This window comes from Promicromonospora panici (assembly GCF_900608595.1).
Lineage (GTDB): Bacteria > Actinomycetota > Actinomycetes > Actinomycetales > Cellulomonadaceae > Promicromonospora > Promicromonospora panici.
In genome coordinates this window covers 138,744-162,960 of sequence record NZ_UWYY01000012.1, presented here as the reverse complement: position 1 = coordinate 162,960, position 24,217 = coordinate 138,744, and the positions used below count along the sequence as shown (strand labels likewise).

Genomic DNA, 24,217 nt, shown 5'->3' with positions numbered 1-24,217 from the left:
AATCAGCTACCCATCGCCTCGTCGATCGCCGCCTGTGTGTCGGCGGCCGCGTCGGTAGGGGAGGCCGCGCCGCTGATCACCGACTGCAACGCCTGCTGGACGAGGGTAAGCGCCTCGTTCGAGCGTGCGGCCATATCGCCGTTCGGTGCCCAGGCGTTCACGAGCTGGTCGGCGAACGTCGCCCGCTCGGGGTCGGTCACAGCTCCCGGAACGTCGTCTCGCGCGGGAAGCTTGTTGCGAGCGGGCAGGTACTCCTCGAGCTCACTCGGCTGCTGCATCCACTCGATGAGGTCCCAGGCGGCGTCCGCGTCGCCGCTCCCCGCCCCGATCGTGAGGTTCTCTGCCGACAGGAAGGTCGCCTCGGTGACGTCCTCGGGAAGTGGCGCCACGCTCCAGGCGAGGTCGGGCGCGCTCTCGCGAATGACGTTGATGGCGCTCGCGGAGTTGATCGCCATCCCGGCCTCTCCGTTGGTGAAGGCCGCCATGGCGTCGTCCTCGTTCCAGGTGAGGAAGCCCTCTGACAGGCCTCCGGACTCGGTCATCCGCTGCATGGACTCGAGGGCGGCGACGCCGGCCTCCCCACCGAAGTCGGCGAGGTCGCCCCCGGCCGCGAGGGTGCGCAGCAGGACGCCCGTGGCTCCTTCCGCCCCTTCGATGCCGGACATCGCCAGCCCGTTGGGCGCCGCATCACTCTGGGTGATCTTCGTCGCGGCGGCCTCTAGCTCGTCCCAGGTCTCCGGGACCTCGACGTCCGCCTCGGCGAGGACATCCTCGTTGTAGTAGAGGGCGTAGACGTCGGCCAGGTGCGGGATCGCGTAGGTCGCACCGTCGACCTGCCCCGACTCCCAGCCGGTCTCGTAATAGGCGTCCTGCTCGCCCCACTCCTCGGCGTACGGGGTGAGGTCCTCGATGATGCCGGCCTCGGCCATCTGCGTGGTGTCGAAGGCGTTGATCAGCGCGATGTCCGGCAGCGTTCCGGCGGCCGCCGCCTGCTGCAGGGTGCGGTTGAAGTCGTCGAAGGGGATGAAGCGGGCCTCGACCTCGACACCCGACTCGTCGGAGTACTTGTCGAGCATCGCCTGCAGCGGAACGCCGTGTGCGTCGCCGTAGTAATGCCAGAACGTGATGACGCCGTCGCCGTCGTCCTCGTCCTCGCTGGTGCCGCCACCGAGGCTGCCGCAGGCGGCGAGCGATACGGCCGCGGTCAGGACTGTCAGCACCGAAGCAGTTCGACGAACGGATGACTCTCTGCTCATTCCAGACCCCCTGGAGTTGCGTCATCGAAACACCGGGCGACCAGTAGATATGACGCCTGATTGCCCGTCAAGGAATCCATCACGACGAGCAGGGCCTCCTACTTCGTCGCGGGCGTCATCTCGCCCGCCTCGATGCGGAACGGGTAGCGGTTGCCTGACGGCGGGGTGGGGCAGATCGGGAAGAAGTCGCCGAACGCGCACGGCAGGTTCAGCGCGCGGTTGAAGTCGAGCGTGACCGTGCCGTCGTCGGCAGGTTCCGGGATGTCGAGGGACCGGCCTGCTGGGTAGGTCGTCTCGCCGCTGGTCGCGTCGGCGAAGACCGTGGTGCGGTGTCCGCCTCCGACGATGACCTGCAGCTCGTACGCGGTACCGCCGTGCTCGAAGTGCACGACGCCGGGCGAGAGGTACTCGTGCTCGCGCCAGCCCACGGTGCCCAGGGCGAGTGCCTGGTCGTCGCCGAACGGTTCGAACCGGCCGGTGATGATCCAGTCGGGGTTCGGCTCGTACGTCGGCACGCCGTCGAACGCCTTCCGCGCCGGCGCGTTCGGGTCGTAGGTGTTGATGTGGTAGCCCTCGCGGTAGGTGATCCCGATCTCGAGGTCGCCCGCGGTCACCCGCTGATCATCACGCCCTTCGGCCAGGCGCAGAGCGCGGGTCCGGGTGAACTCCGTCCCGTCGAACGACATGGACGTGCCTTCGGGGTCGACCATGAGGGTGTCGCCGTCCTGCCACCACAGGCCCGGGGTCGCTTCGAACCGCCGCGGGGTGTCGTCGAGCCAGTTCACGGCAACGGCGGACAGCCAGCTGTGGGGCGCCACGAGCCACTGCTCCCAGCCCGACCGCCAGGCCTTCCACTCGGTGCGGTAGTTCTTGGAAAGGGTGTTCTTCATCGTGTTCTCCCATGGTTCGGATGGTGGGTTGGGGCACGGCGAGGTGTTCAGGGGACGGTGATGCGCCGTGCCCAGACCGCGAACAGCAGCAGGCCGGCGAGGGGGAAGAGGACAGCGACGGTGAGCGCGGCAGAGATGCCCGTCGCTGTGTCGGCGGTGGCCGCGGTATCGGCGAAGACCGTCGACAGCGCCGCGAGACCTACGGCCCCGCCCAGCTGTTGCATCGCCTGGTTCAGGCCGGAGGCGGCCCCGACGTGCTCGCGCGGTGCGTTGTGCATGATCACCGCCGTGAGCGGCGCGACGGTGAGACCGGCGCCCAGACCCAGCAGCAGGAACGGTCCGAGGAGGCCGTCGAGGTAGCCGCTGTCCGGGGTCAGGCGGGACATCCACACCAGGCCGAGCAGGAGGCCGCCCATGCCGGCCGACCCGACCGCACGCTCGCCGAACCACGACGCTGTTGTCGATCACCAGCGTCACCTGCATGAGGGTGAGCACGATGACGGGGGCGTAGGGGAAACGTCGTCGCCCGGTTCTGGGGCGATCCACCTGGCTGGTTGTGGGGGCGGACATGCCGGTCCTCTCTCGTCGCAGGCTCCGGGGCGGGGCCTGGGTGTTGATGAGCCCTAACCGCTGGTTGCCAGGATCGATCCGAGATTTGCCAGAACCGCAAAGGGCCGCATGTCACGATGGGCGCATGGCTGATGACCTCGATGCCGTCCTGGACGCCGTGGGGCCGCGCCTGCGCGCGATACGCAAGCAGCGGCGGTCCACGCTGGGTCAGGTCGCCGAGCTGACCGGCATGTCGGTCAGCACGCTGTCGCGGATCGAGTCCGGGCAGCGCCGTCCGACGCTCGAGGTGCTGCTCCCGCTCGCCCGGGCCTACCGGATGCCGCTGGACGACCTGGTGGGGGCGCCGGCGACAGGCGATCCTCGTATCCACCCGCGGCCGGTCAATCGCCGGGGCGTGGTGTGGGTCCCGTTGTCCCGCGAGGCGGGCGGCCTCAACGCGTTCAAGCAGGTGATCCCGGTGCCGTCGTCGGTACCCGAGAAGCTCGACCTACAGGTGCACGAGGGGCACGAGTGGATCTACGTCCTCAGCGGCACGCTGCGGCTCGCGCTCGGCGACAAGGACTTCGAGATGGGCTCGGGCGAGGCCGCCGAGTTCGACACCCGCACCCCGCATGCGATCGCCAACGTCGGGACGCGCCCCCTGGAGCTGCTCATCCTCTTCGGGCAGCAGGGCCAACGAACCCACATGCGCACCGGCTAGCTGAGCGGCACGCTCAGGAGGCGGTCATCGCCGGCGGTCGGTGTGCCGCGGCCGTCGGTGTTGTTGGTGAGGAACCAGAGATCGCCGTCGGGCGCGGGTATGACGGCCCGGATGCGCCCGTACTCGCCGGCGTAGAAGTCGGTGGACGTGGTGGGGTCGGCGACCGGGACGGCGCGCAGCACCTGGCCGCGGAGATTCGCGAGGAAGATGGTGCCGCCGGCGATGGTGATGCCGCTCGGGCTGGCCTGCTCGGGGCTCCACTGCTGGACGGGATCGATGTAGTCCTCCCGTCCGGCGATGCCCTCGACCTCGGGCCAGCCGTAGTTGCCGCCGGGGGTGATGATGTTGAGCTCGTCCCAGGTGTCCTGCCCGAACTCGGCGGCGAACAGGGTTCCGTCGTCGGCCCAGGCGAGGCCCTGGGGGTTGCGGTGCCCGTAGCTGTAGACGAGCGACCCGGGGAACGGGTTGTCGTCCGGCACGTCGCCGTCGGGCGTCATGCGCAGGATCTTCCCGCCGAGGCTGTCGACGTCCTGTGCGGTGTCTCCCTGTCCGGCGTCTCCGACGGTGGCGTAGAGCAGACCGTCCGGGCCGAAGGCGATGCGGCCGCCGTCGTGATAGCTGGCCGAGGGAAGGCCGTCGATGATGGACTCCGGCTCGCCCAGAGCCAGTGACCCGGGCTCGCCGGTAACCGTGTAGCGCTGGATGCGGTTGCCATCCGGGCCTGTGGAGTAGGCGTAGAGCCGGTCCTGGTCGTCGACCGCGAGCCCGAGCAACCCGGACTCGCCGACGTGCTCCACGCCCGCGACCGTGCCGATGGCCCGGGTCCTGTCGCCCGTGACCTCCAGGATGGTCCCGTCGTCGCGCTGGCTGATCAGGGGAGTGTCGCCGAGGAAGGCGACGGACCAGGGCGCGACGAGCCCGGTGACGACGTCGACGGGCTCACCCGAGGGGACCACCCCGCCGGACTCGCCGGAGGGTGCCGGCGGTGTCGTCGATGGTGCTGCAGGAGCCGATGCCGATGCCGACGGGGACACGGACTGCGTCTGCGCGGCGGTGCAGGCCGCGAGGGCGAAGCAGGACACCGCGGCGATCGCGATCAACGACTGGATGTGGCGGGGACGCATCGGGTTCCTTGTCGGTGGTTCTTCTGGGGGCAGTTCTTCAGGCGTCGAGCTGGTCGGCGAACGTCCGGAACTCGCCCCGGTCGCTGTGGATCGTCCACAGGGTGTCGGCCAGCACCGCCGGGTCGTGGGTGGGGTGCCCGGGCCGGATCGCGCCGGGGATGATCAGCTGGCCGATGTGGATGTTCTCGCCGGCCAGGACGTCGTGGAGCATGCTGGCGTAGGCGCTCTCGCCGGCGAACGCGATCGACGTGCCCGCGACCCTCGGGTTGGGGCGGGCGCCGCTGCCGCCGTTGACGAACAGGAAGGTTCCCCGGCCGAGCGACCGCATGCCGGGGAGTACCTGCTGGACGGCGGTGACCGGTCCGAGCACGGAGAACTCGACCGCGGCGGTCAGGTCGTCGACGGTCGTTTCCAGGACGGGCCGCAGGAACTCCCGCTGCGGGATCGGGCTGTACTCGAGCACCTCGATGGTCCCGAGCTCCGCTGCCGCCCGGCCGAGCGCGGCGGTCAGCGACTCCGCGTCGCGGACGTCGGCCGCGTAACCGCGGGCGGTGACGCCCTCAGCCCGGAGGTCGGCGGCGAGCTGGTCGAGGCGTTCCTGGGTGCGGGAGACCAGGGCGACCGCGAAGCCCTCGGCCCCGAACCTGCGGGCGACGGCGGCACCCAGGCCCGGGCCCGCGCCCACGATGGCGATGGTGGTCATGCTGCTCCTTCGTTGTGTCACCTGTTCGACGATCTCAAGGCCTAGCTCAACGGAGCCGGTCCGCCGCCGTCGCGAGGGTGTCGATGATCTTCGCCGGTTCGGTGATGTCGCGCGCGTAGACGTAGGCCACGGTGTAGCCGAGCTCGCGCATCTCCTCGGCGTTGCGCACCAGGGCGTCCGCGTCGTCGTGCGGGTCGAGGGTGAGCATGGCGGTCTTCTCGATCTGGTCGTAGTCACGGCCGACGGCGTCGCAGTGGGCGCGCAGCACGTCGAGCTTGTGACCGGCCTCAGGCCCGGCACCGATGTTGCAGGCGTCCGCGTACTGCGCAACCAGGCGGAGCGTCCGCTTCTCGCCGCCACCGCCGATTATCAGGTATGGGCGGCGCAGCGGCCCGGGCGAGTCCAGCGTGCGTCCGAGCTGGTAGTGCGTCCCCTCGAACGGCTCCTCGGAGTCGGACCACATCTGCAGGCAGATCTGGATGGCCTCCTCCAGCCGGTCGAACCGCTCCCTGACGGGCGGGAACGGGAACCCGAGCCCTTCGGACTCGTCGGCGTTCCATGCGGCACCGATACCGAGGCCGGCCCGTCCGCCCGAGAGGGCGTCGAGGGTCGTGACGGCCTTGGCCAGCAGCGCCGGCTCGCGGTAGATCACGCCGGTGACGAGTGTGTGCAGCAGGGCCTTCTCGGTGTGCGCGGCGATGAACCCGAGCGCCGTGTACGCCTCGTACATCTCGTGCTCGACCGGACCGACGCCGGGGATCTGCCAGAAGTGGTCCATCACGGTGACGCGCGTGATGCCGGCTTGCTCGGCGCTGCGTACGTGCTGCGCGAGGGTCGGACCGAGCGCGGGCGCGCTGCCGGTCCAGGTGAAGTCGGCGATGTGCAGGCCAAGTTCCACGGTGTGGTTTCCTCTCGTGTCCGTTCGGAACTCATCAAACGCCCCGCCGCCTCCGTAGTGGGAGGCCCGGACAGGACCCCTCAGGCGGTCAGGACCGCTCGTAGGTTACGCGCCAGCCCTCGGCGGGGTCGGCGGGCGTCAGCACGAGGGCGTCGTCGGACACCTCGAAGTTCCGGGTCAGGCTCTGCCCGATGAGGTCGCGGACCGCGGCGGACTCGATGGTCACCTCGAAGGTGCCATCGGCCTCGTCGATCGCGACGTTCCCGTAGTACGCCTCGTACCCGTTCACGGTGTACGGCGTGTCCGGGGCTTCTGTGTCCGGGTTCATCGCCTGGACGGCCATGGTGTCGGCCTCCGTGAAGATGATCTGACCGGAGTACGGCACGGGTTCGAGGTCGCCCTCGGTACCGGCTTCGAGCGAGGTTATCTGCCACTGGCCCGTGAGCGGGTCGGTCTCCTCGGGTTCCGTGGCGGACCCGGTTTGCGTGGCGGACCCAGTGGGTGTGCAGGCGGTCATCAGGAGCGCGAGCCCGAGGGCCAGCGGGGCGGCGAGGAGCTTCTTCGTGCTGAGCATGCTCGTCAGCCTTCCGGCCCCGGTGCGCTCGCGGGAGTCCCTGACGAGGGGTGTACTGCCAGGGCACCCCTGGTCGGTCAGTTGCGGCCGGCGACGTTCTGGTCGGTGCTCCGGGCATCGACGGTCGTCGCCGTCCAGCTGCTGAGTAGCTTGAGGGCGTCGTGTGATGCCGAGCCGGGCACGGCGGAGTAGGCGATCAGCTGGATGCCGCGGTCGGATGTGAGGTCCATGGCTTCGAAGTCGAGGTCCAAGTCGCCGACGACGGGGTGGGTCAGGGTCTTGAGGCCGGTGCGGTGCTCGCGTACGTCGTGCGATGCCCAGAGGGTGCGGAAGGTGTCGCTGCAGGTGGAGAGTTCGCCGACCAGGTCGCTGAGGGCGCGGTCGTACGGGGCGCGGCCGGCCTCGGCGCGCAGGACCGCGACGGTCTGCCGGCTAGCGCTCTCCCAGTCCCGGTAGAAGGGCTCGGCGCGGGGATCGAGGAAGGCGAACCGTGCGAAGTTCACCGGTCCTTGCGGCTGTACGTACATCTCGGAGTACAGGGCCCGTCCGAGCTTGTTGGTGGCGACGATGTCGAGCCGCCCGTTCTGGACCAGGGCAGGCACGTTGTCCATCGCGTCGAGAAGCTGCTGCACACGGGGTCGGATCTGGTCGGTCCTGGTGCGTGTGCGGCGTCGCTGCGGGTGCGCGCCCTGGTTCGCTGCGCGGACGAGGGCGTAGAGGTGTTCCCGTTCGGCGTCGTCGAGCTGGAGGGCGCGGCTGATCCCTCCAGGACTGCCTCGGAGACCCCGGTCGCGTGGCCGCGTTCCAGGCGCACGTAGTACTCGACGCTCAGGCCCGCGACCATGGCGACCTCTTCGCGGCGCAAGCCGGGCACCCGACGTCGTCCGCCGAAGTCCGGCAGGCCGACCTGGTCGGGCGTGAGCCGGGCCCGGCGGGTGGTCAGGAACTCACGGATGTCGTCCCGGATGCCCATGACTCGAACGGCCTACGTCGGGGCCATGGGCTCGCGCCGCACCCACGAGGAACGCCTGACCCGGCTGCGCGAAGCGGGCCTGACCGACCACGAGCTCGACCGGCTGCACTCACCGATCGGCCTCGACCTGGGTGCACGCACCCCGCAGGAGACGGCGCTCTCCATCGCCGCCGAGATCGTCGCGCACCGGCACGGTGGCACCGGGGTACCGCTGCACACCGGAGTCCCCATCCACCACAGCGCCCCGCCGCTGGTAGGCGTTACCGAGGCATCGGCCTGACGGGTACGCCGCCGGGAGACCCGATGGTCTCCCGGCGGCGCGTCTCGCAAGGACGCAGGATGGCGCCCGCTATCGACCCGTCACGAACGTGAACTGACCGGCCCCCATGCTCAGGCCCACGGCGTCGACGACGGTGCGGTCCGTCGTCGACGCCGTAGGGGTGCCGGTCAGTCCATGAGCCAGAGCTGGTTGTCGCCGCGGTTGCACGGCCACTGGCTGAGCGCAGCGCCATTGGTGGTCGAGTGTGCCGAGACCTCGAGACACTGGCCGGTGGCGACGTTCCGGAGCAGGGAATACGCGCCGAGGACGGGGACGCGCTCCCACTTCTGGTCGTCGGCGCCGTTGCAGGTCCACTGGTTCACGGTGGCGCCCTGGGTCGTGGAGCTGCCGAGAATCGCGAGGCACTGCCCGGAGTGGGTGGCGCGGAACTGGTAGGTGTTGCCGGTGCGCGTGGTCTGCCAGAGCTGGTTGTCCCCGCCGTTGCAGTTGCCCTGGCTCACCCCGGCCCCGGCCTCGGTGCTCTCGAACCAGACGTCCGCGCACATCGAGGAGTGCCTGACCTGCAGGACAGCGTCGGTCCTGCCGAGCGGGGCGTCGAGGATCGGCCAGCCGGCGGCGAAGGTGAGCTGGCGGATGTCCAGGGTCCCGCGTCCGCCGTTGTCCGCGTCGTAGTAGTGGTAGGCGAAGTACCGGTTGCCGCCGTCGGTGTACACGTCGCCACCTCCTGCGCCGACGCGCGGCCAGGCCCCGCGCATGATCACGGTCTGGCTGCCGTTGAGGAGGTTCCGTCCGTCGCGGTCGTAGTACGGCCCGGCCACGGACGTGGCCCGGCCGACGACGGTGTGGTAGGTGCTGCTGGTGCCGCTGCAGCAGGTGCCCGTGGGTGCGAGCAGGTAGAAGTACGCGCCGTCCCGGACGATGGAGACGCCCTCCACGTTCGTGGCGATGCGCCACAGGTTGTGGTCGGACGTGGAGAGCTTGCCGGTGGACTCGTCGAGCACGTGCATGTAGATGCCGTTCCACGAGCCCCATGCCAGGTACAGGCGCCCGTCCCCGCCGCGGACCACGTCGGGGTCGATCGGGTAGTTGACGTCCGTGACCATGCCCCGGTCGGTCCAGGGCCCGGTGGGGCTCGGAGCCGTCGCCAGGCCCATCGCGGCGTGGTCGACGCCCCAGATCGCGGTGGCGTAGTACAGGTGGTACTCACCGTCGATGTAGTTGATGTCGGGTGCCCAGATGTTCGGCGGGGTCTGGCCGCCGTGCGCCTGGGTGATCCAGGCCGGTGTGGACTCCCAGACGTTGCCGACCTTCCGCCAGCCGCGGTCCGGCGTCGGCTCGCAGGTGCGGTAGGTCGTGATCGAGCCCGTGCGGTTGGCCGGGTCGTTCTCGAACCCGGTCGAGTACGCGTAGTAACAGCCGCCGGCCTTGATGACGCTCGGGTCGTGGAGATTGATCTCGCCCTCCAGCGCGGTGGCGGTGGTGGGGACGGCGAACACGCCGGCCAGCAGGAACGCCAGGGATCCCAGGGCGGCGGCGATGCCGCGCAGCCGGGTCCGGAGGTTTGCTCTCATCTCGACTCCTTCGTCGCGAGAGGCACGCACGTGCCCGTGCGGCCGGGCGCAGCCTAGCGGAGAATTAAGCGCTTAAACCAGAGTCGGCGGCAGATACCCTCTGGGCAGGGCGAACGAGAGAGGTGACGAGGTGCCGGCGACGCCGAAGAAGACGAACCCGAGCATGCTCGACGTCGCGCACCATGCGGGGGTCTCGATCGCCACGGTCTCGAACGTGATCAACCGGCCCGAGAAGGTCGCGGAGGCGACCGCCGAGCGGGTCCGGGCGGCGATCGCGGAGCTGGGTTTCGTGCGTAACGACGCCGCCCGGCTGCTGGCGACCGGCACGACGAGCTCGATCGGGATGGTCCTGGCCGACCTCGACAACTCGCTGTACGTGGACATGGCGCACGGTGCCCAGCAGGGCGCCGACGGCGTCGGGCTGCGGCTGGTCCTGGGGAATGCGGCGTGCGACATGCGCCGGCAGGACGACTACCTGCACCTGTTCGACGAGGCTCGCGTCGCAGGGGTCCTGCTCTCGCCGATGGAGGACTCCCTCGACGGCATCGAGCGGATGCGTTCACACGGCCGGCCGATCGTGCTGCTCAACTACGAGCAGGCCGGGGTCGAGTGCTGCACGGTGCTGGTGGACAACGAGCAGGTCGGATACGTCGCCGCGCGGCACCTCATCGAGACGGGGTGCACGCGCCTCGCGTTCGTCGCCGCTCGCGACGAGTACCAGCCGGTCCGGGCCAGGCGCGCGGGTGTGCGGCGTGCGGTCGCTGAGGCGCAGGGTGTGTCGCTGGAGACCATCGACGCCGACGGGCTCCGCTTCGAGGGCGGCCAGGCGGTCGCACACGCCCTCGCCGGCCGCACTGGGCGCCCGCTCCCCGACGGCGTCGTGGCGGTCACCGACGACCTCGGCAACGGCATCGCGGACGGCCTGCACACTGCTCTGGTCGCTGAGGTGCCCGGCGACATCGCCGTCGTCGGCTGTGAGGACAACCGGTCGGCGCGGAGCGGCCCCGTCGCGCTGACCACGGTCGAGCTGCGAGGCGCGAAGATGGGCGAGGCCGCGGCAGCGCTGCTGCTGGAGGAGCTGAACACCCCGGCCGGCGAGCACCGTCACCGTACCGTGACCGTGCGCCCCGCCCTGGTCGAGCGGGCGAGCACGGCCCAGGCCCGCCTCGGGGTCTAGCGACACCGCTCCTTGACAACCGATCGCCCGGCACCCACCCGCCGCACATGAGCCACCCCAGGTGCGGCGGGCGAACGGCTCACCTGGCCATGGAGATCATGACCTTCCCCGAGGTGTCCGCTCCGGCAGCGGCGAAGGCCTCCGCGATGTGGCCGAGCTCGTAGGTGCCTGACACGATCTCGTCGACCGGGAGCCCGCCGTCGACGGCGATACCGAGGGCCGTGACGATGTCCGCCTCGGTATAAGCCGCGCAGCCCTGCACACGCAGCTCCCAGTCCTGGACCAGCGGGAGATTGATCGGGTCGGGCCGGGGAGGTACGCCGACGATCAGCAGCGTTCCGGCCCGGCGCAGCAGGCCGACCGCCTGGTCCAGGGAGCGGCCGTTCGCCACGCAGTCGAAGACGACGTCGGCCGGTCCGCCGAGCAGCTCGCGGACCTCGTCGGGCAACCGCTCGGACGTCGCGATCACCCCGCCGGCCGCCCCGACACGTCTCGCGCGGTCCACCTTGCTCTGTTCCATGTCCGTGACGACCACCGAGGCAGCCCCGGCGTGCAGCGCGGCGAGCACGCAGAGCAGCCCGATCGTCCCGGCCCCGAGGACGACCACGCGTGCGCCGCTGAGGTCGCCCGCGATCCGGGCGGCGTGCACCGGGGTGGCCAGGCACTCGACCAGGGCCGCCGCTTCGTCGCTCAGTCCGTCCGGCACGGCGTAGAGGTTCCTGGCAGGAGCGACGAAGTAGTCGGCCATGGCGCCCGGGAGCGCATCGGAGGGATCACAACCCACCCAGGCGAGGGTCTCGCAGGCGTTGGTGCGGTCGGCGCGGCAGTTGAGGCAGGTGCCGCACGCCACGTTCGGCTTGAGCAGCACCCGTTGCCCCGGTCGCACAGGGCCGTCGACGCCCGGCCCGGTGGAGACGACCTCGCCGATCGCCTCATGGCCCGGCACGTACGGGCCGGTCAGGAAGGGGTGGTGGCCGGCCAGGGCGTGGGTGTCGGACCCGCAGATCCCGACCAGTGTGCTGCGGACCAGCACTTCGCCGTCCCCTGGGGTCGGAACGGTGGTGTGGTGCAGCCGGGTGCCCGTCCCGGGTTCGACGACGGCGCGCAACATCATCACTTGACCGCCCCCATCGCCAGGCCGCGGACGAGCTGCTTCTGGGCGAGCCAGCCGGCGAGCACCACCGGAAGGACGGCGAGGGTCGAGGCGGCCGAGAGAATGGCGAGGAACTGTCCGCGGCCGGAGACGAAGCTGGCCAGGAACGGCGGCACGGTCCGGGCCTCGACGGTCGTGAGGAGGTTCGCGAGGAAGTACTCGTTCCACGCGAAGATGAAACAGATCAGCGCGACGGCGGCGACGCCCGGCAGCACGATGGGCAGGACGACCCGGACCAGCTCGGTGCGCAGGTTCGCTCCGTCGAGGCGCGCGGCCTCGACGATCTCCTCCGGCACCTCGCTGAAGAAGGAGCGCATCATCCAGACGGCGATGGGCAGGTTCATCGCGGCGTAGAGCAGCAGCATCACGTTGATGTTGTCCAGCGCTCCGATGGTCTTCAGGATGATGAAGATCGGCAGGATGGACGCCGCGGCCGGCAGGAAGCGCGTCGAGATGAAGAAGAACAGCACGTCCCGGACCTTGACGATCGGCCGGATGCTCAGCCCGTAGGCCACCGGGATCGCGAGCGCCAGGACCAGCACGGTCGAGCCGACGCTCGCGATGAAGGAGCTCGTGAGGTAGTCCCCGATGCCCGTGTCGATCACGGCCCGGAACTGGTCGAGGCTCAGCGCGGCGTCGAACCGGGGCGGGATGGCCGCGGCGTCGTTCTCCGACTTGAGGGCCGTGAACACCATCCACGCGATCGGGAAGAAGAAGAGCAGCACGATCAGCCACGTGAGGCTGGTGACCAGACTTTCCTTGAAGACCCGCATCAGCGCACCTTCCCTTCGACGAAGATGGAGAACACGCTGCGCAGGGTGATCATGGCGAAACCGATGGTGACGATGACGGCGACGACGCCGAACGCCGCGGCCTGGCCGATGTCCAGGCCGATGAACGCCCGCTCGTACAGCAGGTAGGACAGGGTCTTGGTGCCGCCGGTGCCCTTGGTCATGATCGCGATCGGGTCGAAGACCTGCAGCAGCATGATCGACCCGAGGAGCGTCGCGATCTCGGCGTACGGACGCAGGTGGGGGAGGGTGAGCGACCAGAAGACCCGGACGGGTCCCGCGCCGTCCACGGCCGCCGCCTCCAGGACGTCCCCGCCCTGGCTCTGGAGCCCTGCCATCAGGATCAGCATCATGAACGGCGTGTACTGCCACACCAGGACCATGACGATGGTGACCCACGGGTAGTTCGTGTTCCACTGCACCGGGTCGATCCCGAACAGCCCGAGCGACCAGTTGACCATGCCGACGTTGGAGTCGAGCATCAGCCACTTCCACACGAGTGCCGCGGCGGCGGGCATCACCAGGAACGGGGTGATGGCGAGTGTGCGCGCCAGACCGCGTCCGCGGAACTTGCGGTCCAGCAGCACCGCGAGGAACAGGCCGAGCAGGAGCGACAGCAGCACTGCGGAGCCGGTGATGGTGACGGTCGCCAGCAGCGACCTCAGGAAGTCCGGTCCGGTGAACACGACGGCGTAGTTGTCCCAGCCGGTGAAGCGGATCTCGTCGGGGCGCAGCTGGTTCCACTGGAGGAACGAGAAGATGATCGTCACGACGAACGGGATCTGGGTCAGCAGGATCGTGAAGATCAGGCCGGGCAGGACGAGGCCGCGGGCGAGCCGTGCCGTCTGCTTCGCCGCCGCTCCACCGGCGACCGGTTGACGGGGCTTGCTGTTCCACATCCCGAGGGGCGTCCGCGCGGTGCTCGCGTCAGCGGCGGGGCCGCTAGGAGGTGTGGTCGTTTCAGAGTTGCTGGTCATGGAGCCTCCGGCCGGGCCCCTGGTGCACGCCGGTGTTCGTGCCGGCGTGCACCAGGGGCGTCGACCCGTCGATGCGGACTACTTCTGCAGGTCGCCGGCGGTCTGGGCGATGCCCTGTCCGCGGTCGAGGGCGTCCTGGACGGTGGTGCGGCCGGCAATCGCGTCAGCGACCTCCTGGGCGACCTGGTTGCCGACGTCCTGGAACTCCGGGATCGGGACGTACTGGATGCCGACGTACGGCTGCGGGTCGACGCCCGGGTGCGTCGGGTCGACGCTCTCCATCACCTCGAGGGTGATCGGGGCGAATGCGGCGGCGGCCTCCTCGTACTCGGGGATCGAGTAGGTGGACGTGCGGGCGCCCGGCGGGACGCGGGTCCAGCCCAGCTCCTCGCCGACGAGCTGGTGGTACTCCTTGCTCGTCGCCCACTTGACGAACGTGGTCGCGGCCTCGGCGTTCTTCGTCGTCCTGGGCACCGCGAGGTTCCAGGACCAGAGCCAGCCGGACTCCTCGGTCTCGGACACGGGCGCGTGGGTGTACCCCATCTGGCCCGCGACCTCCGATGCCTCCGGGTCCTCGAGGATGGAGGCGGCGACGGAGGCGTCGTACCACATGGCGACCTTGCCGGAGCTCAGGAGGTTCAGGCACTCGGTGAAGCTGAAGGACACCGGGTCCGCCTGCCCGTGCTCGTTGAGGAGGTCGACGTAGAACTCGACGCCCTCCACGAACTCGGGCGAGTTGACCTGGGCGTCCCAGTTCTCGTCGTACCAGTTGCCGCCGAAGGTCTGCACGACGGTGGTCAGGGGTGCGAAGAGGTCGCCCCAGCCGGGCTTGCCGCGCAGGCAGATGCCCGCGTGCTCGTCGGTGTCCAGCTCGGCCGCGTACTCGGCGACCTCCTGCCAGGTGGGGTTGTTCGAGATCTCGATGCCCGCCTCGGCGAACATCTCCTTGTTGTACATGAGGATCGACGACTCCCCGTAGAACGGCACCGCGTACTGCCGGCCGTCGACCGAGAGCGCGTCCCGCAGCGGGGGCAGGATGTCGTCGACGTCGTACTCGGCGTCCGACTCGAGGGGCTCCGTGAGGTCCAGGAGCCAGTCCTGCGCGCCCCACTGGGGGACCTCGTAGGCGCCGACGGTCACGATGTCGTACTGGCCGGCGCCGGAGGCGACGTCGGCGGTCACCGCCGCTCGCAGGTCCCCTTCCTCCATGGTCACGAAGTCGACGGTGATCCCGGGGTTGTCCGCCTCGAAGTGGCTCTTCAGCTCCTCCATGTCCTGCATCTGCGGGTTGTTCACCGTGGCGATGGTGAGGGTGACGTCTTCTCCGGCTTCGCCGCCGGAGGATGAGCAGGCGGATGTCGCCAGCAAGGTGCCCAACAGCGTGACGCTGATCAGGGACGTGCGTCGGTTGGCCTTCACGAGTACTCCTATGTCACTCATGGCACTGACCGTTCGAGGGCCTGAGGATGGTGAAGCAGCCGTCGGTGGCGCTCGGCCCAGACCCGAACTCGTGGTCATGCGATGTGGTCGGAATACGACAGTCGCAGCCTCGCGTCGTTGAAACTACGCCGATCCTGAACAGATACTGATACTTTCATTCCACAGGACGACGGAAAGGACTGGCCGTGGTCGCCTCCGACCCCGCCTACGCGGCCGAGCTCGAGCGGGTGACCTCGCAGCCCGCCACGCTCGAGCTCATCTCCGTCCCGCCGACGCAGTCGTTCCGGTGGAAGCAGCACGACTACCCCACGGACGTCGCCCGCTGGAACCGGCACCCCGAGTACGAGATCCACCTGATCCGGTCCAGCCATGGCAGCTACATCATCGGCGACCAGATCGGCCGGTTCGGGCCGGGCCACGTCGCCATGGTGGGCAGCGGAGTGCCACATGACTGGATGAGCGACCTCGCCCCGGGTGAGGTCGTCGTGAACCGCGACGTCGTCATCCAGCTCCATCCCGACTGGCTGCGCGACTCGATCAAGGTGATTCCCGAGCTCGCGGAGGTCACCGGGCTGCTCGAGCTGTCCCAGCGGGGCATCGAGTTCGTCGGGGAGACCGGTCGGCAGGCCGCCCAGCTCGTCGAGGACGTGGGCCGGTGCACCGGGGTCGCGCGCATCGGCGCGCTCTACACGCTCCTGGCTTTCCTCGGCGGAGCGCCCGAGAGTGAAGTGCTCCGCATCAACAGCACCTGGATCGCCGACTCCACGAGCCAGGAGAGCGTGGCCGCCGTCGAAGCCGGCCTGGCCTACATCCTCCAGGACCTCCGGCGGCCCATCACCGCACAGCGCGCGGCCGAGCTGGCCTACATGTCCCAGCCGTCGTTCTCCAAGCACTTCAAGCGCGCCAGCGGGCTGAGCTTCACCGAGGTGGTCCGACGGCTCCGGATCTCCCAGGCCTGTCGCCTGCTGGTCTCTACCGACCTGAAGGTGGCCCGGATCTGCGAGGAGGTCGGCTACACCAACCTGTCGAACTTCAACCGGCAGTTCCTCACGGAGACGGGCGTCACGCCCCGCGAGTACCGGCAGCGGGAGCGGCGAGCGCCTGCGGCAGCCGTCATATAGGTGCCGCCGCGTTCGCCACTGCACTACCTTTTGTCCGACGGCGGCCGACGGCGTGCCGAACGGAGATGCACCTGATGAACCCGGCTGAACCGTGGCTGAGCATCGTGGAGGATGCCCGCTACTACCCGTCCCCGCACAACTCGCAGCCGATCAAGGTCCGGCCCGTCGACTCCCGTACCGCCGAGGTCTATTACGACCTGGACCTGGGTCTGCCCGCCGAGTCCTTCGGCATCCCCTTCGGGCACGTCTGCGCGGGGGTCTTCCTGGAGTCGCTCCGCACGGTCGCGGGCGGGCTCGGCTACGACGTGGCCGAGAACCTCGACCACAGCGAGATGGACTTCGGGAGCCCGGACCGCCTGCACTTCCTGGGAACGGTGACCCTCACACCCCGGACGGCGACCGCGGACGATGTCGCCCGGCTGCAGCTGTTCCGAGTCCGCGGCACGTCCCGCCGCCCGTATGACGCGCGGCCGGTCCCGGCCGAGGTCGTGGCGGCGGCGTCCGACGTGGCGGACGCCGGCGGGCACACGTTCCGCACCACCTCCGACCGTTCGACCGTCCGCAGGCTGGTGCACATCAACCAGGCGACGCTGTTCTCCGACCTCCGTAACGACGCGGTCTACGACGAGATCATGGCGTGGCTGCGCTTCAGCAAGCAGGACGCCCGCCAGAGGGCCGACGGCCTGAGCGCCGAGGCGATGCTGATGCCGGGCAGCCTGCTCCGGTTCGCGATGACGCACCGCGGCCTGTGGGACGCACCGGTGATCGGCGGGGCGGTCCGCACCATGTACCTGAACACCATGCGCGGCGTCCGTCAGCTCGGCTGGCTGGAGGGCCCCTTCGCGAACCCGTCCGACTACATCGAGGCGGGCCGCACCTTCATGCGGCTCTGGTTGGAGCTCACCGCCCACGGCGTCCGGCTGCACCCGTTCGGGACGGTCATCACCAACCCCGGCTCGCACCGTGCCTTCGCCTCGGCGGTGGCCGCCGACGAGGGCGGTAGCCGGATGGCCTGGATGCTCTTCCGGTTCGGATACAGCAAGACCCCGCCCGTGGCGCACCGTCGTCCTGCCACATCGATGCTGATCGGAGCCGGCGCATGAAGCGTCTCCTCGCCTTCTCGCTCGTGGCCCTGGTCGACGGCGTGGTCCGCCCCCTGACGCACAGCGTGCACACGCACAAGCTGCTCCTCGGTCCGGGGATCGAGCCCCTGCGCTGGTGGCTGGGCCGGCTCAGGGCCTGGCGCACGTTCGAGCTCGCCGCACGGCAGGTGCCCGCCTACCGCGCCTTCCTCGCGGAGCATGGTCGCCGTGACCGCCTGGTCTTCACGGGTTCGCTGACCGAGGCGCTCCGGGCGGTCCCGGAGATGGACAAGGACTCGTACATCAAGCGGTGGAGCGTCAGCGAACGGTGTGTCGGAGGCCGGCTGCCCCGTCGCGGTGTGGTCGTCGACGAGTCCTCCGGGAGCTCCGGGATGCCCACGAGCTGGGTCAGGGGGCGTGAGGAGCGGGCCGCTACGCGTCAGCTGCTCCAGGTGGGTTTCGCGCGGACGGCGTCCACCTTGCGGAAGCAGCCCTTCCTGCTCAACGCGTTCTCCCTCGGGGCGTGGGCGACCGGCATGAACGTCACGACGTCGCTGACCGAGATCACGATGATCAAGTCGTGCGGGCCGGACAAGGACAAGATCATCAACACGATGAGGGAGTTCGGGACCGACTACACCTACATCATCACCAGCTACCCGCCGTTCCTGAAGTCACTGTTCGAGGACGACCGGCTGAACTGGGCGGACTACGACATCGTGGCCGCGTTCGGCGGCGAGGGCATCAGCGAGAACATGCGCTCGCACATCCTGCGCTACGCCCACAGCGTGTTCGGCTCCTACGGGGCCAGCGACCTCGAGATCAACCTCAGTATCGAGACCGACTTCACGGTCGCGCTGCGGCGCGCGATCAGCGAGGACCAGCGCCTGTCCGACCGTCTGACCAAGACCGGCGAGTACGGCGTGCTGCCCATGATCTTCCAGTTCAACCCGTTCGACTATCTGCTGGAGACCAACGACGACGGGGAGCTGGTCGTCACGATCGTCCGCGACCGGAACATCAACCCGCGCATCCGGTACAACATCCACGACCGCGGTCACGTGCTGCGCATGCGCGACCTCCTGCCGGTCCTGAGGGAGCTCGGCCACGAGCAGGTCATCGAGGAGAAGTTCCTCGACCTTCCACTCCTGTTCCACTACGGGCGCTCCGACATGTCCGTAGACTACAACGGCGCCGTCGTCGGACCCGACGCCCTCCGGGACGTGATCTACAGCGACCCCGAACTGCTGGAGGCGGTCGAGAACCACCGCCTGATCAGCTACGAGGACCATAACGGCGACCGACAGCTCCACATCGCGATCCAGCTCACTGAGAGCGCGACGTCGGCGGCCTCCCTGGACCAGGCACGGTTCAGGGCGTTCGTGGCGGACGAGCTGCGCCGCCGGAACGGCGACTTCAACAACGGGATCCGCACCGCGCCGGAGGGCACGCTCCCCACCGTCGCGTTCTACGGGCACCACACCGGACCGTTCGCCGAGGACGGCGGCAAGCTCAAGAACGAGTACGTCTGGCAGCTCCCGCAGGGCGGCCTGGACCGGTGGGAGGTCGACCTCTCGCACGTGGTCACCCGGGAGTGACCACTGTGCCGCGGGATGACCAGCTGCCGACCTCCGGTTGTACCAGGTAGCGGATGATCCGGGTCCGACGTCCATTCGTCGCCTGATCGTCAGCGCTCGGCCCAGGGAGGGTCACTATGAGGGGTGATCGTGTCGAGGTCGTCATCGACGCCGGTGGAGCGACTCGAACCTATGAGGTCGAAGCCACCCGTGCCGGCCGGCGGGTCGAGGTGACGCAGGGTCGCGGGATCGTCGAGGTCACCGAGGTCACTCGTGGCGGTACGCCGGTCCGGACGGCTCGCTTCATGTCCGCGCGGGTCGTCGCCCTGGTCGAGCACCCCGCGCGCCGCCCCGCAGAGCGGCAGCAAGAGCTTCACCGCACTCGCGGTCATGCGGCAGGTCGTGTCCGGGACGCTGCGCCTGGAGGACCCGGTGCGCCGATACCTGGGTGACGATCTCCCGTGCTGAGCAGCTGCACCTTCGGGTCGGGAGCCGTTGTCGAGCTGCTCCAGGAGTCCTGGCCGGAGCTGCTGACGATGGTGGCAAGTGGTGTCCACGTATCGTCATCGCATGACCTGGCGTAGCGACCGTTCTGATCAACCTCGCGGAGGAGCCGCAGCCCGTCCGGCCGGCGGAGCGGGGCTGGTGACATCCGCCGCCGAGATGGGGCCCGGCGCTTCGTCGTCGAGCACGTCGCTCGGTGACGACTGGGTGCCGGGGCCGGACGGCATCCGGGAGCGTTCGGCAGCCCGCGTGATCCTGATGGACGACGACGGCCGCGCACTCGTGATGCGCGGGCACGACGTGAACCAGCCCGAACGTTCCTGGTGGTTCACGGTGGGTGGCGGCATCGACCCGGGGGAGACCCCGGTGCAGGCCGCGCTGCGGGAGACCCGCGAGGAGGTCGGCATCGTGCTGGCCGCGGAGGACCTGATAGGCCCGGTGCTCACGCGAACCGGGATCTTCGAGTTCTACGCCGAGACGTGCCGCCAGTACGAGGTGTTCTTCCTGGCCCGGACACCGCACGCCGTCGAGGTGAACGCCGACGGCTGGACCGACGCCGAGCGGGAGCTGCTCGACGAGGTGGCCTGGCTGACGGCGGCGGAGCTTCGCGACCAGCCGTTGGAGGTGTTCCCTCCGGAGCTGCCGGACGTCGTCGACCACCTCGTGGCCGGCTGGGACGGCGAGGTACGCCACCTCGGTGAGCAGTTCGACGACTGACGCGACCGTCGCGGCAGGACATGCCTCTCATCGTTTGTATAGAGGGTGAAAGTGTCCTTTTTTGCGTGGCATTGCGTCGATATCCATCGACTTGCCGCGGCATTTTTATGTCGGCGATCCCGTCCGATATCGGCGATATCCGAATCGCTCCTCTTCAGATCGCCGAATGTGTCGCTACCGGTCGATTCGTTGTCATCGACGCGCTAAACGCCGCATTGCGGGACGGATCGGCAGTTCCGGCGGCTGGTCGAGAAGAATAGCGGGTGAAATCCAGAAAGGGCCGCCCTATTGGCGCGCGCACCCGTGGATGCCGTGCATAGCGTGAGCGGCGTAGGGAGAAATTCCACGGAAGGTGCTCCTCATGGAAAGACTCACGCAGGCCCTGACCGCGACCCTGGAGAACTTCACGGTCAATGTGACGCAGGCACACCTCGATCCGCCGGCCCCCTGACCGCACCGCGGACGTGGACGGATCAGTGCAGACTCCGACCCGGAACACGGTGACCCGGTTCACTGTGCGGGCGCTCGCGGCCGCCGTCACCGTAGCGGCGAGTGCGGCCCTCGCGCTCCGGGTGATCGCGCCCCGGGCGGCCGATGCCACGCCGCCCGTGCCGCCCGCGAGCGTTCCGCGCGGGCGACCGAACTGCCCGCCGCCGTCGGCTCTGGGGTGGCCGACGGCGGCGGGCTGGCCGGACGGGAAGGTCCGGCCGCAGAGGCTGGGCCGGCCGGGCGAACGGGTTCGGCCGGCCCAGCCGGGGACGGAACCGCGCGATGACACCGGGACGGCGGACGGCACGGATACCTCGCAGCAGACCGCGCGGATCGACGTGGCCGTGACCCTCTCCGCCGTCGGCCAGGGCGAGGGTGGCGGGACTGATTCTGGTGCACGCGGGCCGGGCAGCCTGCCACGTACCGGGGCGGACCTGCTGGTGCTGGCCCAGCTTGCGGCCGGAGCGGTCGCCGCGGGCATGCGGCTGCGTAGGCGGGCGCGGCGTGACTGACCGGAGCACGGTCACGGGGTGGGGAAGCGTGCGCCGCGTGCTGCGGCAGTGGCGCTCGCAACGCTGCTCGTGTGCGTGGGCGGTGGTGTCGCCTGGGCCGTGTGGGTCGTTGAGGGCGCCGCAGCAGGTCCAGCGGGCCAGGTCATCGCCTGGACGGTGCCGACCACTGCCACGGTCTGCACCGACACCGATGGGGAGCTGTTCGAGACGGCAGCGGTGACCTGGCCGGAGACCACCGCGCCGCACGCCCTCGACTACACGGCGACGATCAACGACGTGGCGGTGTCGATCACCGACAACGGCACGACACGGTCGGTGTGATCAACCAGACTGTCCTGCAGCAGCTCGCGACCGAGACGCTCCAGTCCGCTGTGACCACGCTGCCGCCCGGCCTCACGGTGGAGTGCACGTCGTGATCGCCGGGGCAATCCCAATGTGGCACAGACGTGCGTCCACACCACGACGACGATGCTGCCATGAGGACCCATGAGGACCATCGGCGCCCGCGAGCTGAAGCAGAACCCACACGCGGTGATCCAGCATGTCCTGGAGACCGGGGAAGAGTACGAGATCACGAGCTACGGCCGCCCGGCCGGGGTGCGAATCGTCCCGGACAACCGGTCTCCTCGCCGCTGGGTTTTAGGAAACGACCTTGCTGATGTCCCGCCGATGAGCCCGCGTAATGCTGCCGCATGGCGTGCGGACGTCGAAGGCGCGATGGATGACGAGGTCAGCGGCCCTTGACGTCGTTCGCCGGCATCTTTCGGCCAGAAGGGCTCGATCCTCGGGCGATTGGCGCGGCGCCGTAAGATGGATGGTTGTGGCAACCCCGACTGTTGGAGTACTCGCCCTGCAGGGCGACGTCCGCGAGCACCTGTCCGCTCTCGAGTCCGTGAACGCGCGCGCGGTGACCGTGCGGCGGCCGGCCGAGCTGGAGACCGTCGACGGGCTCGTGATCCCCGGCGGGGAGTCCACGACCATCGACAAGCTGCTGCGCATCTTCGAGCTGCGCGACCTGCTGCAGGCGCGGATCAAGGAGGGCCTGCCGGTGTACGGCTCGTGCGCCGGCATGATCCTGCTCGCCGACCGGATCCTGGACGGGACCGCCGACCAGCAGACCGTGGGCGGCATGGACGTGGTCGTGCGGCGCAACGCGTTCGGGCGGCAGGTCGACTCGTTCGAGACGGATCTCGACTTCGTCGGCATCTCCGACGTGGGAGCTGGCGGCCCGGTGCGCACCGCGTTCATCCGCGCCCCCTGGATCGAGGAGGCCGGCCGCGACGTCGAGGTGCTCGCGCGCATCCCGGCTGTGGATACGCAGGGCCGTCAGGTGGCGGCCGCCGGTAGGATCGTTGCAGCACGGCAGGGGCCGCTGCTCGCCACCGCTTTCCACCCCGAGATCACAGGGGACACGCGCGTGCACGGGCTGTTCGTCGGCATGGTCGCGGGCGCCTGAGCGGTTCTCCCGCTACCGTTCGACGTCACTGAAGACGCCACTGAAAGAGCCATCGGAAATGCAAGGAGTCAGGTAGAGGCATGTCAGGTCACTCCAAGTGGGCCACGACCAAGCACAAGAAGGCCGCGATCGACGCCAAGCGCGGCAAGCTCTTCGCGAAGCTGATCAAGAACATCGAGGTCGCGGCGCGCACGGGCGGCGGCGATCTCGCCGGTAACCCGACGCTGTTCGACGCGGTCCAGAAGGCGAAGAAGTCGTCGGTCCCGAACGACAACATCGACCGTGCGCTGAAGCGTGGTTCGGGCGAGGGCGCCGACGCCGTCGACTACCAGACGATCATGTACGAGGGCTACGGCACCAACGGCATCGCCGTCCTGGTGGAGTGCCTCACCGACAACAAGAACCGCGCGGCCTCCGAGGTGCGCCTGGCGTTCACGCGCAACGGCGGCAACCTCGCCGACCCGGGCTCGGTGTCGTACCTGTTCTCCCGCAAGGGCCTGATCGTGGTGCCGAAGGCCGACGGGGTGGGCGAGGACGAGGTCATGCTCGCCGCGCTCGACGCCGGCGCCGAGGACGTCACGGACCAGGGCGAGGTCATCGAGGTGCTGACCGAGGCGACCGACCTGGTGCCCGTGCGTACGGCCATCCAGGAGGCGGGCATCGAGTACGACTCCGCCGACGTGATCTTCCACCCGTCGATGCAGGTCGAGGTGGACGTCGAGGGCGCGCGCAAGATCATGCGCCTCATCGACGCGCTCGAGGACAGCGACGACGTGCAGAGCGTCTACGCCAACTTCGACGCGAGCGACGAGGTCCTGGCGGCGCTCGACGAGGAGGAGTGACGCTCGTCCCGTCGGTCGAGCACACTTCGTCGGTCGAGCCTGCCGGGGTTACGCCCCGGGTCGTGAGAATCTGACGCCATGCGCGTTCTCGGAGTCGATCCCGGCCTGACCAGGTGCGGAGTCGGCGTCGTCGACTCCCTGCCCGGCCGCCGGGCGCGGATGGTCGCGGTAGGCGTCATCCGGTCGGACGCCGACCTGTCCACGGACCTGCGGCTGCTGAAGATCGCCGAGGGCCTCGACGGATGGCTGGACGAGCACGTGCCCGACGTCGTGGCGGTCGAACGCGTCTTCGCCCAGCACAACGTCGGCACGGTGATGGGGACCGCCCAGGCGGCGGGCCTGGCCATGGTGGCCGCGGCCCGCCGGGGTGTGCCCGTCGCGCTGCACACGCCGTCCGAGGTGAAGGCCGCGGTGACCGGTTCGGGCCGCGCCGACAAGGCGCAGGTGACGACGATGATCACCCGCATCCTCGATCTGGACGAGGCGCCCCGGCCCGCCGACGCCGCCGACGCGCTGGCCCTCGCGCTCACGCACCTGTGGCGCCCGGCCGGCGCGCTGCAGGGCGGCGACCGGCACGAGCTCACCCCCGCGCAGCGCGCCTGGGCGGCGGCGGAACAGGCCGCCAAGCAGCGTCCCCGCCGCTGAGCCCGGCCCCAGGCCCCGACTGCAGACTTGGTTGCTGCCTGCTTTGGCGAGTGCAGAGCTGGTAGCGGTGACAGGGCCCGTATCCGCGACCAACTCTGCACTTGGCCCCCGGGGCCTGACCAACTCTGCACTCGACCGGTGGCCGCGGACGCGGTCGGCGGCGTGCCTGCGTCGGGAGCCGTGGTCGCGCTTGTT

The 24,217-nt window shown here is 69.5% G+C and carries 24 protein-coding genes and 3 pseudogenes; 14 read left to right on the top strand and 13 right to left on the bottom strand.

What is annotated here, in order from left to right:
* Nucleotides 1-2: 2 nt before the first annotated feature.
* From EW117_RS15685 to EW117_RS15675, 3 genes and pseudogenes are all read right to left on the bottom strand, one after another.
* Nucleotides 3-1,220, bottom strand: a complete 1,218-nt coding sequence (locus EW117_RS15685) for an extracellular solute-binding protein (protein WP_165362710.1) — start codon at nt 1,218-1,220, stop codon at nt 3-5.
* A gap of 134 nt (nt 1,221-1,354) precedes the next feature.
* The gene (locus EW117_RS15680; RefSeq protein WP_129787640.1) at nt 1,355-2,146 is read right to left on the bottom strand and encodes a DUF1684 domain-containing protein; all 792 of its coding nucleotides are present in this window, start codon (nt 2,144-2,146) and stop codon (nt 1,355-1,357) included.
* Between the two features lie 47 nt (nt 2,147-2,193).
* A pseudogene (locus tag EW117_RS15675) lies at nt 2,194-2,580 on the bottom strand (MFS transporter); the annotation flags it as partial.
* Between the two features lie 260 nt (nt 2,581-2,840).
* On the opposite strand from EW117_RS15675, the gene EW117_RS15670 reads away from it, so the two are divergent.
* The gene (locus EW117_RS15670; RefSeq protein WP_129787638.1) at nt 2,841-3,416 is read left to right on the top strand and encodes a helix-turn-helix domain-containing protein; all 576 of its coding nucleotides are present in this window, start codon (nt 2,841-2,843) and stop codon (nt 3,414-3,416) included.
* Here the strand turns inward: EW117_RS15670 and EW117_RS15665 are convergent.
* From EW117_RS15665 to EW117_RS15645, 5 genes and pseudogenes are all read right to left on the bottom strand, one after another.
* Entirely contained in the window at nt 3,413-4,540 is a 1,128-nt protein-coding gene (locus EW117_RS15665; protein ID WP_129787637.1) for a PQQ-dependent sugar dehydrogenase, read from the bottom strand. The two genes, EW117_RS15670 and EW117_RS15665, sit on opposite strands and share 4 nt — an antisense overlap.
* Nucleotides 4,541-4,577: 37 nt before the next feature.
* Entirely contained in the window at nt 4,578-5,243 is a 666-nt protein-coding gene (locus EW117_RS15660; RefSeq protein WP_129787636.1) for an SDR family NAD(P)-dependent oxidoreductase, read from the bottom strand.
* Between the two features lie 46 nt (nt 5,244-5,289).
* Nucleotides 5,290-6,141: an LLM class F420-dependent oxidoreductase gene (locus tag EW117_RS15655; protein ID WP_129787635.1), complete on the bottom strand. Its 852-nt coding sequence runs from the start codon at nt 6,139-6,141 to the stop codon at nt 5,290-5,292.
* Between the two features lie 88 nt (nt 6,142-6,229).
* Nucleotides 6,230-6,715, bottom strand: coding sequence for a lipocalin-like domain-containing protein (locus tag EW117_RS15650; protein WP_129787634.1), 486 nt, complete (start codon nt 6,713-6,715; stop codon nt 6,230-6,232).
* A 77-nt stretch (nt 6,716-6,792) separates the two neighbouring features.
* Nucleotides 6,793-7,688: pseudogene (locus tag EW117_RS15645) on the bottom strand (helix-turn-helix transcriptional regulator).
* Nucleotides 7,689-7,698: 10 nt separating this feature from the next.
* Here EW117_RS15645 and EW117_RS15640 point away from each other — a divergent pair.
* Nucleotides 7,699-7,968 (top strand): annotated as a pseudogene (locus EW117_RS15640) (XdhC family protein); the annotation flags it as partial.
* A 167-nt stretch (nt 7,969-8,135) separates the two neighbouring features.
* On the opposite strand, the gene EW117_RS15635 reads toward EW117_RS15640, so the two are convergent.
* On the bottom strand, nt 8,136-9,539 hold the full coding sequence (locus EW117_RS15635; RefSeq protein ID WP_129787633.1) for a family 43 glycosylhydrolase: 1,404 nt from the start codon (nt 9,537-9,539) through the stop codon (nt 8,136-8,138).
* A 130-nt stretch (nt 9,540-9,669) separates the two neighbouring features.
* Between EW117_RS15635 and EW117_RS15630 the strand changes: the two genes are divergently transcribed.
* The gene (locus EW117_RS15630; protein WP_207211890.1) at nt 9,670-10,716 is read left to right on the top strand and encodes a LacI family DNA-binding transcriptional regulator; all 1,047 of its coding nucleotides are present in this window, start codon (nt 9,670-9,672) and stop codon (nt 10,714-10,716) included.
* A gap of 79 nt (nt 10,717-10,795) precedes the next feature.
* Here EW117_RS15630 and EW117_RS15625 read toward each other — a convergent pair whose 3' ends face one another.
* The 4 genes from EW117_RS15625 to EW117_RS15610 all read right to left on the bottom strand — a co-directional run bounded on the left by EW117_RS15625 (nt 10,796) and on the right by EW117_RS15610 (nt 15,056).
* Nucleotides 10,796-11,830, bottom strand: a complete 1,035-nt coding sequence (locus EW117_RS15625) for a zinc-dependent alcohol dehydrogenase (protein ID WP_129787632.1) — start codon at nt 11,828-11,830, stop codon at nt 10,796-10,798.
* Nucleotides 11,830-12,642 carry a carbohydrate ABC transporter permease gene (locus tag EW117_RS15620; RefSeq protein ID WP_129787631.1) on the bottom strand — a complete coding sequence of 271 codons (813 nt, stop codon included), beginning with the start codon at nt 12,640-12,642 and terminating at the stop codon, nt 11,830-11,832. The genes EW117_RS15625 and EW117_RS15620 overlap by 1 nt, the downstream gene beginning before the upstream one ends.
* Nucleotides 12,642-13,637: a carbohydrate ABC transporter permease gene (locus EW117_RS15615; protein WP_242504320.1), complete on the bottom strand. Its 996-nt coding sequence runs from the start codon at nt 13,635-13,637 to the stop codon at nt 12,642-12,644. Before EW117_RS15615 ends, EW117_RS15620 begins: the two co-directional genes overlap by 1 nt.
* Before the next feature lie 78 nt (nt 13,638-13,715).
* Nucleotides 13,716-15,056, bottom strand: coding sequence for an ABC transporter substrate-binding protein (locus tag EW117_RS15610; RefSeq protein ID WP_242504319.1), 1,341 nt, complete (start codon nt 15,054-15,056; stop codon nt 13,716-13,718).
* A gap of 206 nt (nt 15,057-15,262) precedes the next feature.
* On the opposite strand from EW117_RS15610, the gene EW117_RS15605 reads away from it, so the two are divergent.
* The 11 genes from EW117_RS15605 (at nt 15,263) to ruvC (ending at nt 24,022) form a co-directional block, all read left to right on the top strand.
* Entirely contained in the window at nt 15,263-16,198 is a 936-nt protein-coding gene (locus EW117_RS15605) for an AraC family transcriptional regulator (protein WP_207211889.1), read from the top strand.
* Between the two features lie 74 nt (nt 16,199-16,272).
* Nucleotides 16,273-17,301 carry a hypothetical protein gene (locus EW117_RS15600; protein WP_129787629.1) on the top strand — a complete coding sequence of 343 codons (1,029 nt, stop codon included), beginning with the start codon at nt 16,273-16,275 and terminating at the stop codon, nt 17,299-17,301.
* Nucleotides 17,298-18,878, top strand: coding sequence for a phenylacetate--CoA ligase family protein (locus tag EW117_RS15595; RefSeq protein WP_242504318.1), 1,581 nt, complete (start codon nt 17,298-17,300; stop codon nt 18,876-18,878). The genes EW117_RS15600 and EW117_RS15595 overlap by 4 nt, the downstream gene beginning before the upstream one ends.
* A gap of 252 nt (nt 18,879-19,130) precedes the next feature.
* The gene (locus EW117_RS15585; protein ID WP_129787628.1) at nt 19,131-19,325 is read left to right on the top strand and encodes a serine hydrolase; all 195 of its coding nucleotides are present in this window, start codon (nt 19,131-19,133) and stop codon (nt 19,323-19,325) included.
* A 177-nt stretch (nt 19,326-19,502) separates the two neighbouring features.
* A complete protein-coding gene (locus EW117_RS15580) occupies nt 19,503-20,078 on the top strand; it encodes an NUDIX hydrolase (RefSeq protein WP_242504317.1) in 576 nt (191 codons plus the stop codon).
* A 476-nt stretch (nt 20,079-20,554) separates the two neighbouring features.
* Nucleotides 20,555-21,079 carry a hypothetical protein gene (locus EW117_RS15575; RefSeq protein ID WP_129787626.1) on the top strand — a complete coding sequence of 175 codons (525 nt, stop codon included), beginning with the start codon at nt 20,555-20,557 and terminating at the stop codon, nt 21,077-21,079.
* A gap of 18 nt (nt 21,080-21,097) precedes the next feature.
* Nucleotides 21,098-21,400, top strand: a complete 303-nt coding sequence (locus EW117_RS15570) for a hypothetical protein (RefSeq protein ID WP_129787625.1) — start codon at nt 21,098-21,100, stop codon at nt 21,398-21,400.
* Between the two features lie 165 nt (nt 21,401-21,565).
* A complete protein-coding gene (locus tag EW117_RS15565) occupies nt 21,566-21,823 on the top strand; it encodes a type II toxin-antitoxin system Phd/YefM family antitoxin (protein ID WP_129787624.1) in 258 nt (85 codons plus the stop codon).
* A 70-nt stretch (nt 21,824-21,893) separates the two neighbouring features.
* Nucleotides 21,894-22,535: a pyridoxal 5'-phosphate synthase glutaminase subunit PdxT gene (gene pdxT / locus EW117_RS15560; RefSeq protein WP_129787623.1), complete on the top strand. Its 642-nt coding sequence runs from the start codon at nt 21,894-21,896 to the stop codon at nt 22,533-22,535.
* Between the two features lie 80 nt (nt 22,536-22,615).
* Entirely contained in the window at nt 22,616-23,377 is a 762-nt protein-coding gene (locus EW117_RS15555; RefSeq protein ID WP_129787622.1) for a YebC/PmpR family DNA-binding transcriptional regulator, read from the top strand.
* Nucleotides 23,378-23,455: 78 nt separating this feature from the next.
* Nucleotides 23,456-24,022: a crossover junction endodeoxyribonuclease RuvC gene (ruvC, locus tag EW117_RS15550; RefSeq protein ID WP_129787621.1), complete on the top strand. Its 567-nt coding sequence runs from the start codon at nt 23,456-23,458 to the stop codon at nt 24,020-24,022.
* Nucleotides 24,023-24,217: the final 195 nt, after the last annotated feature.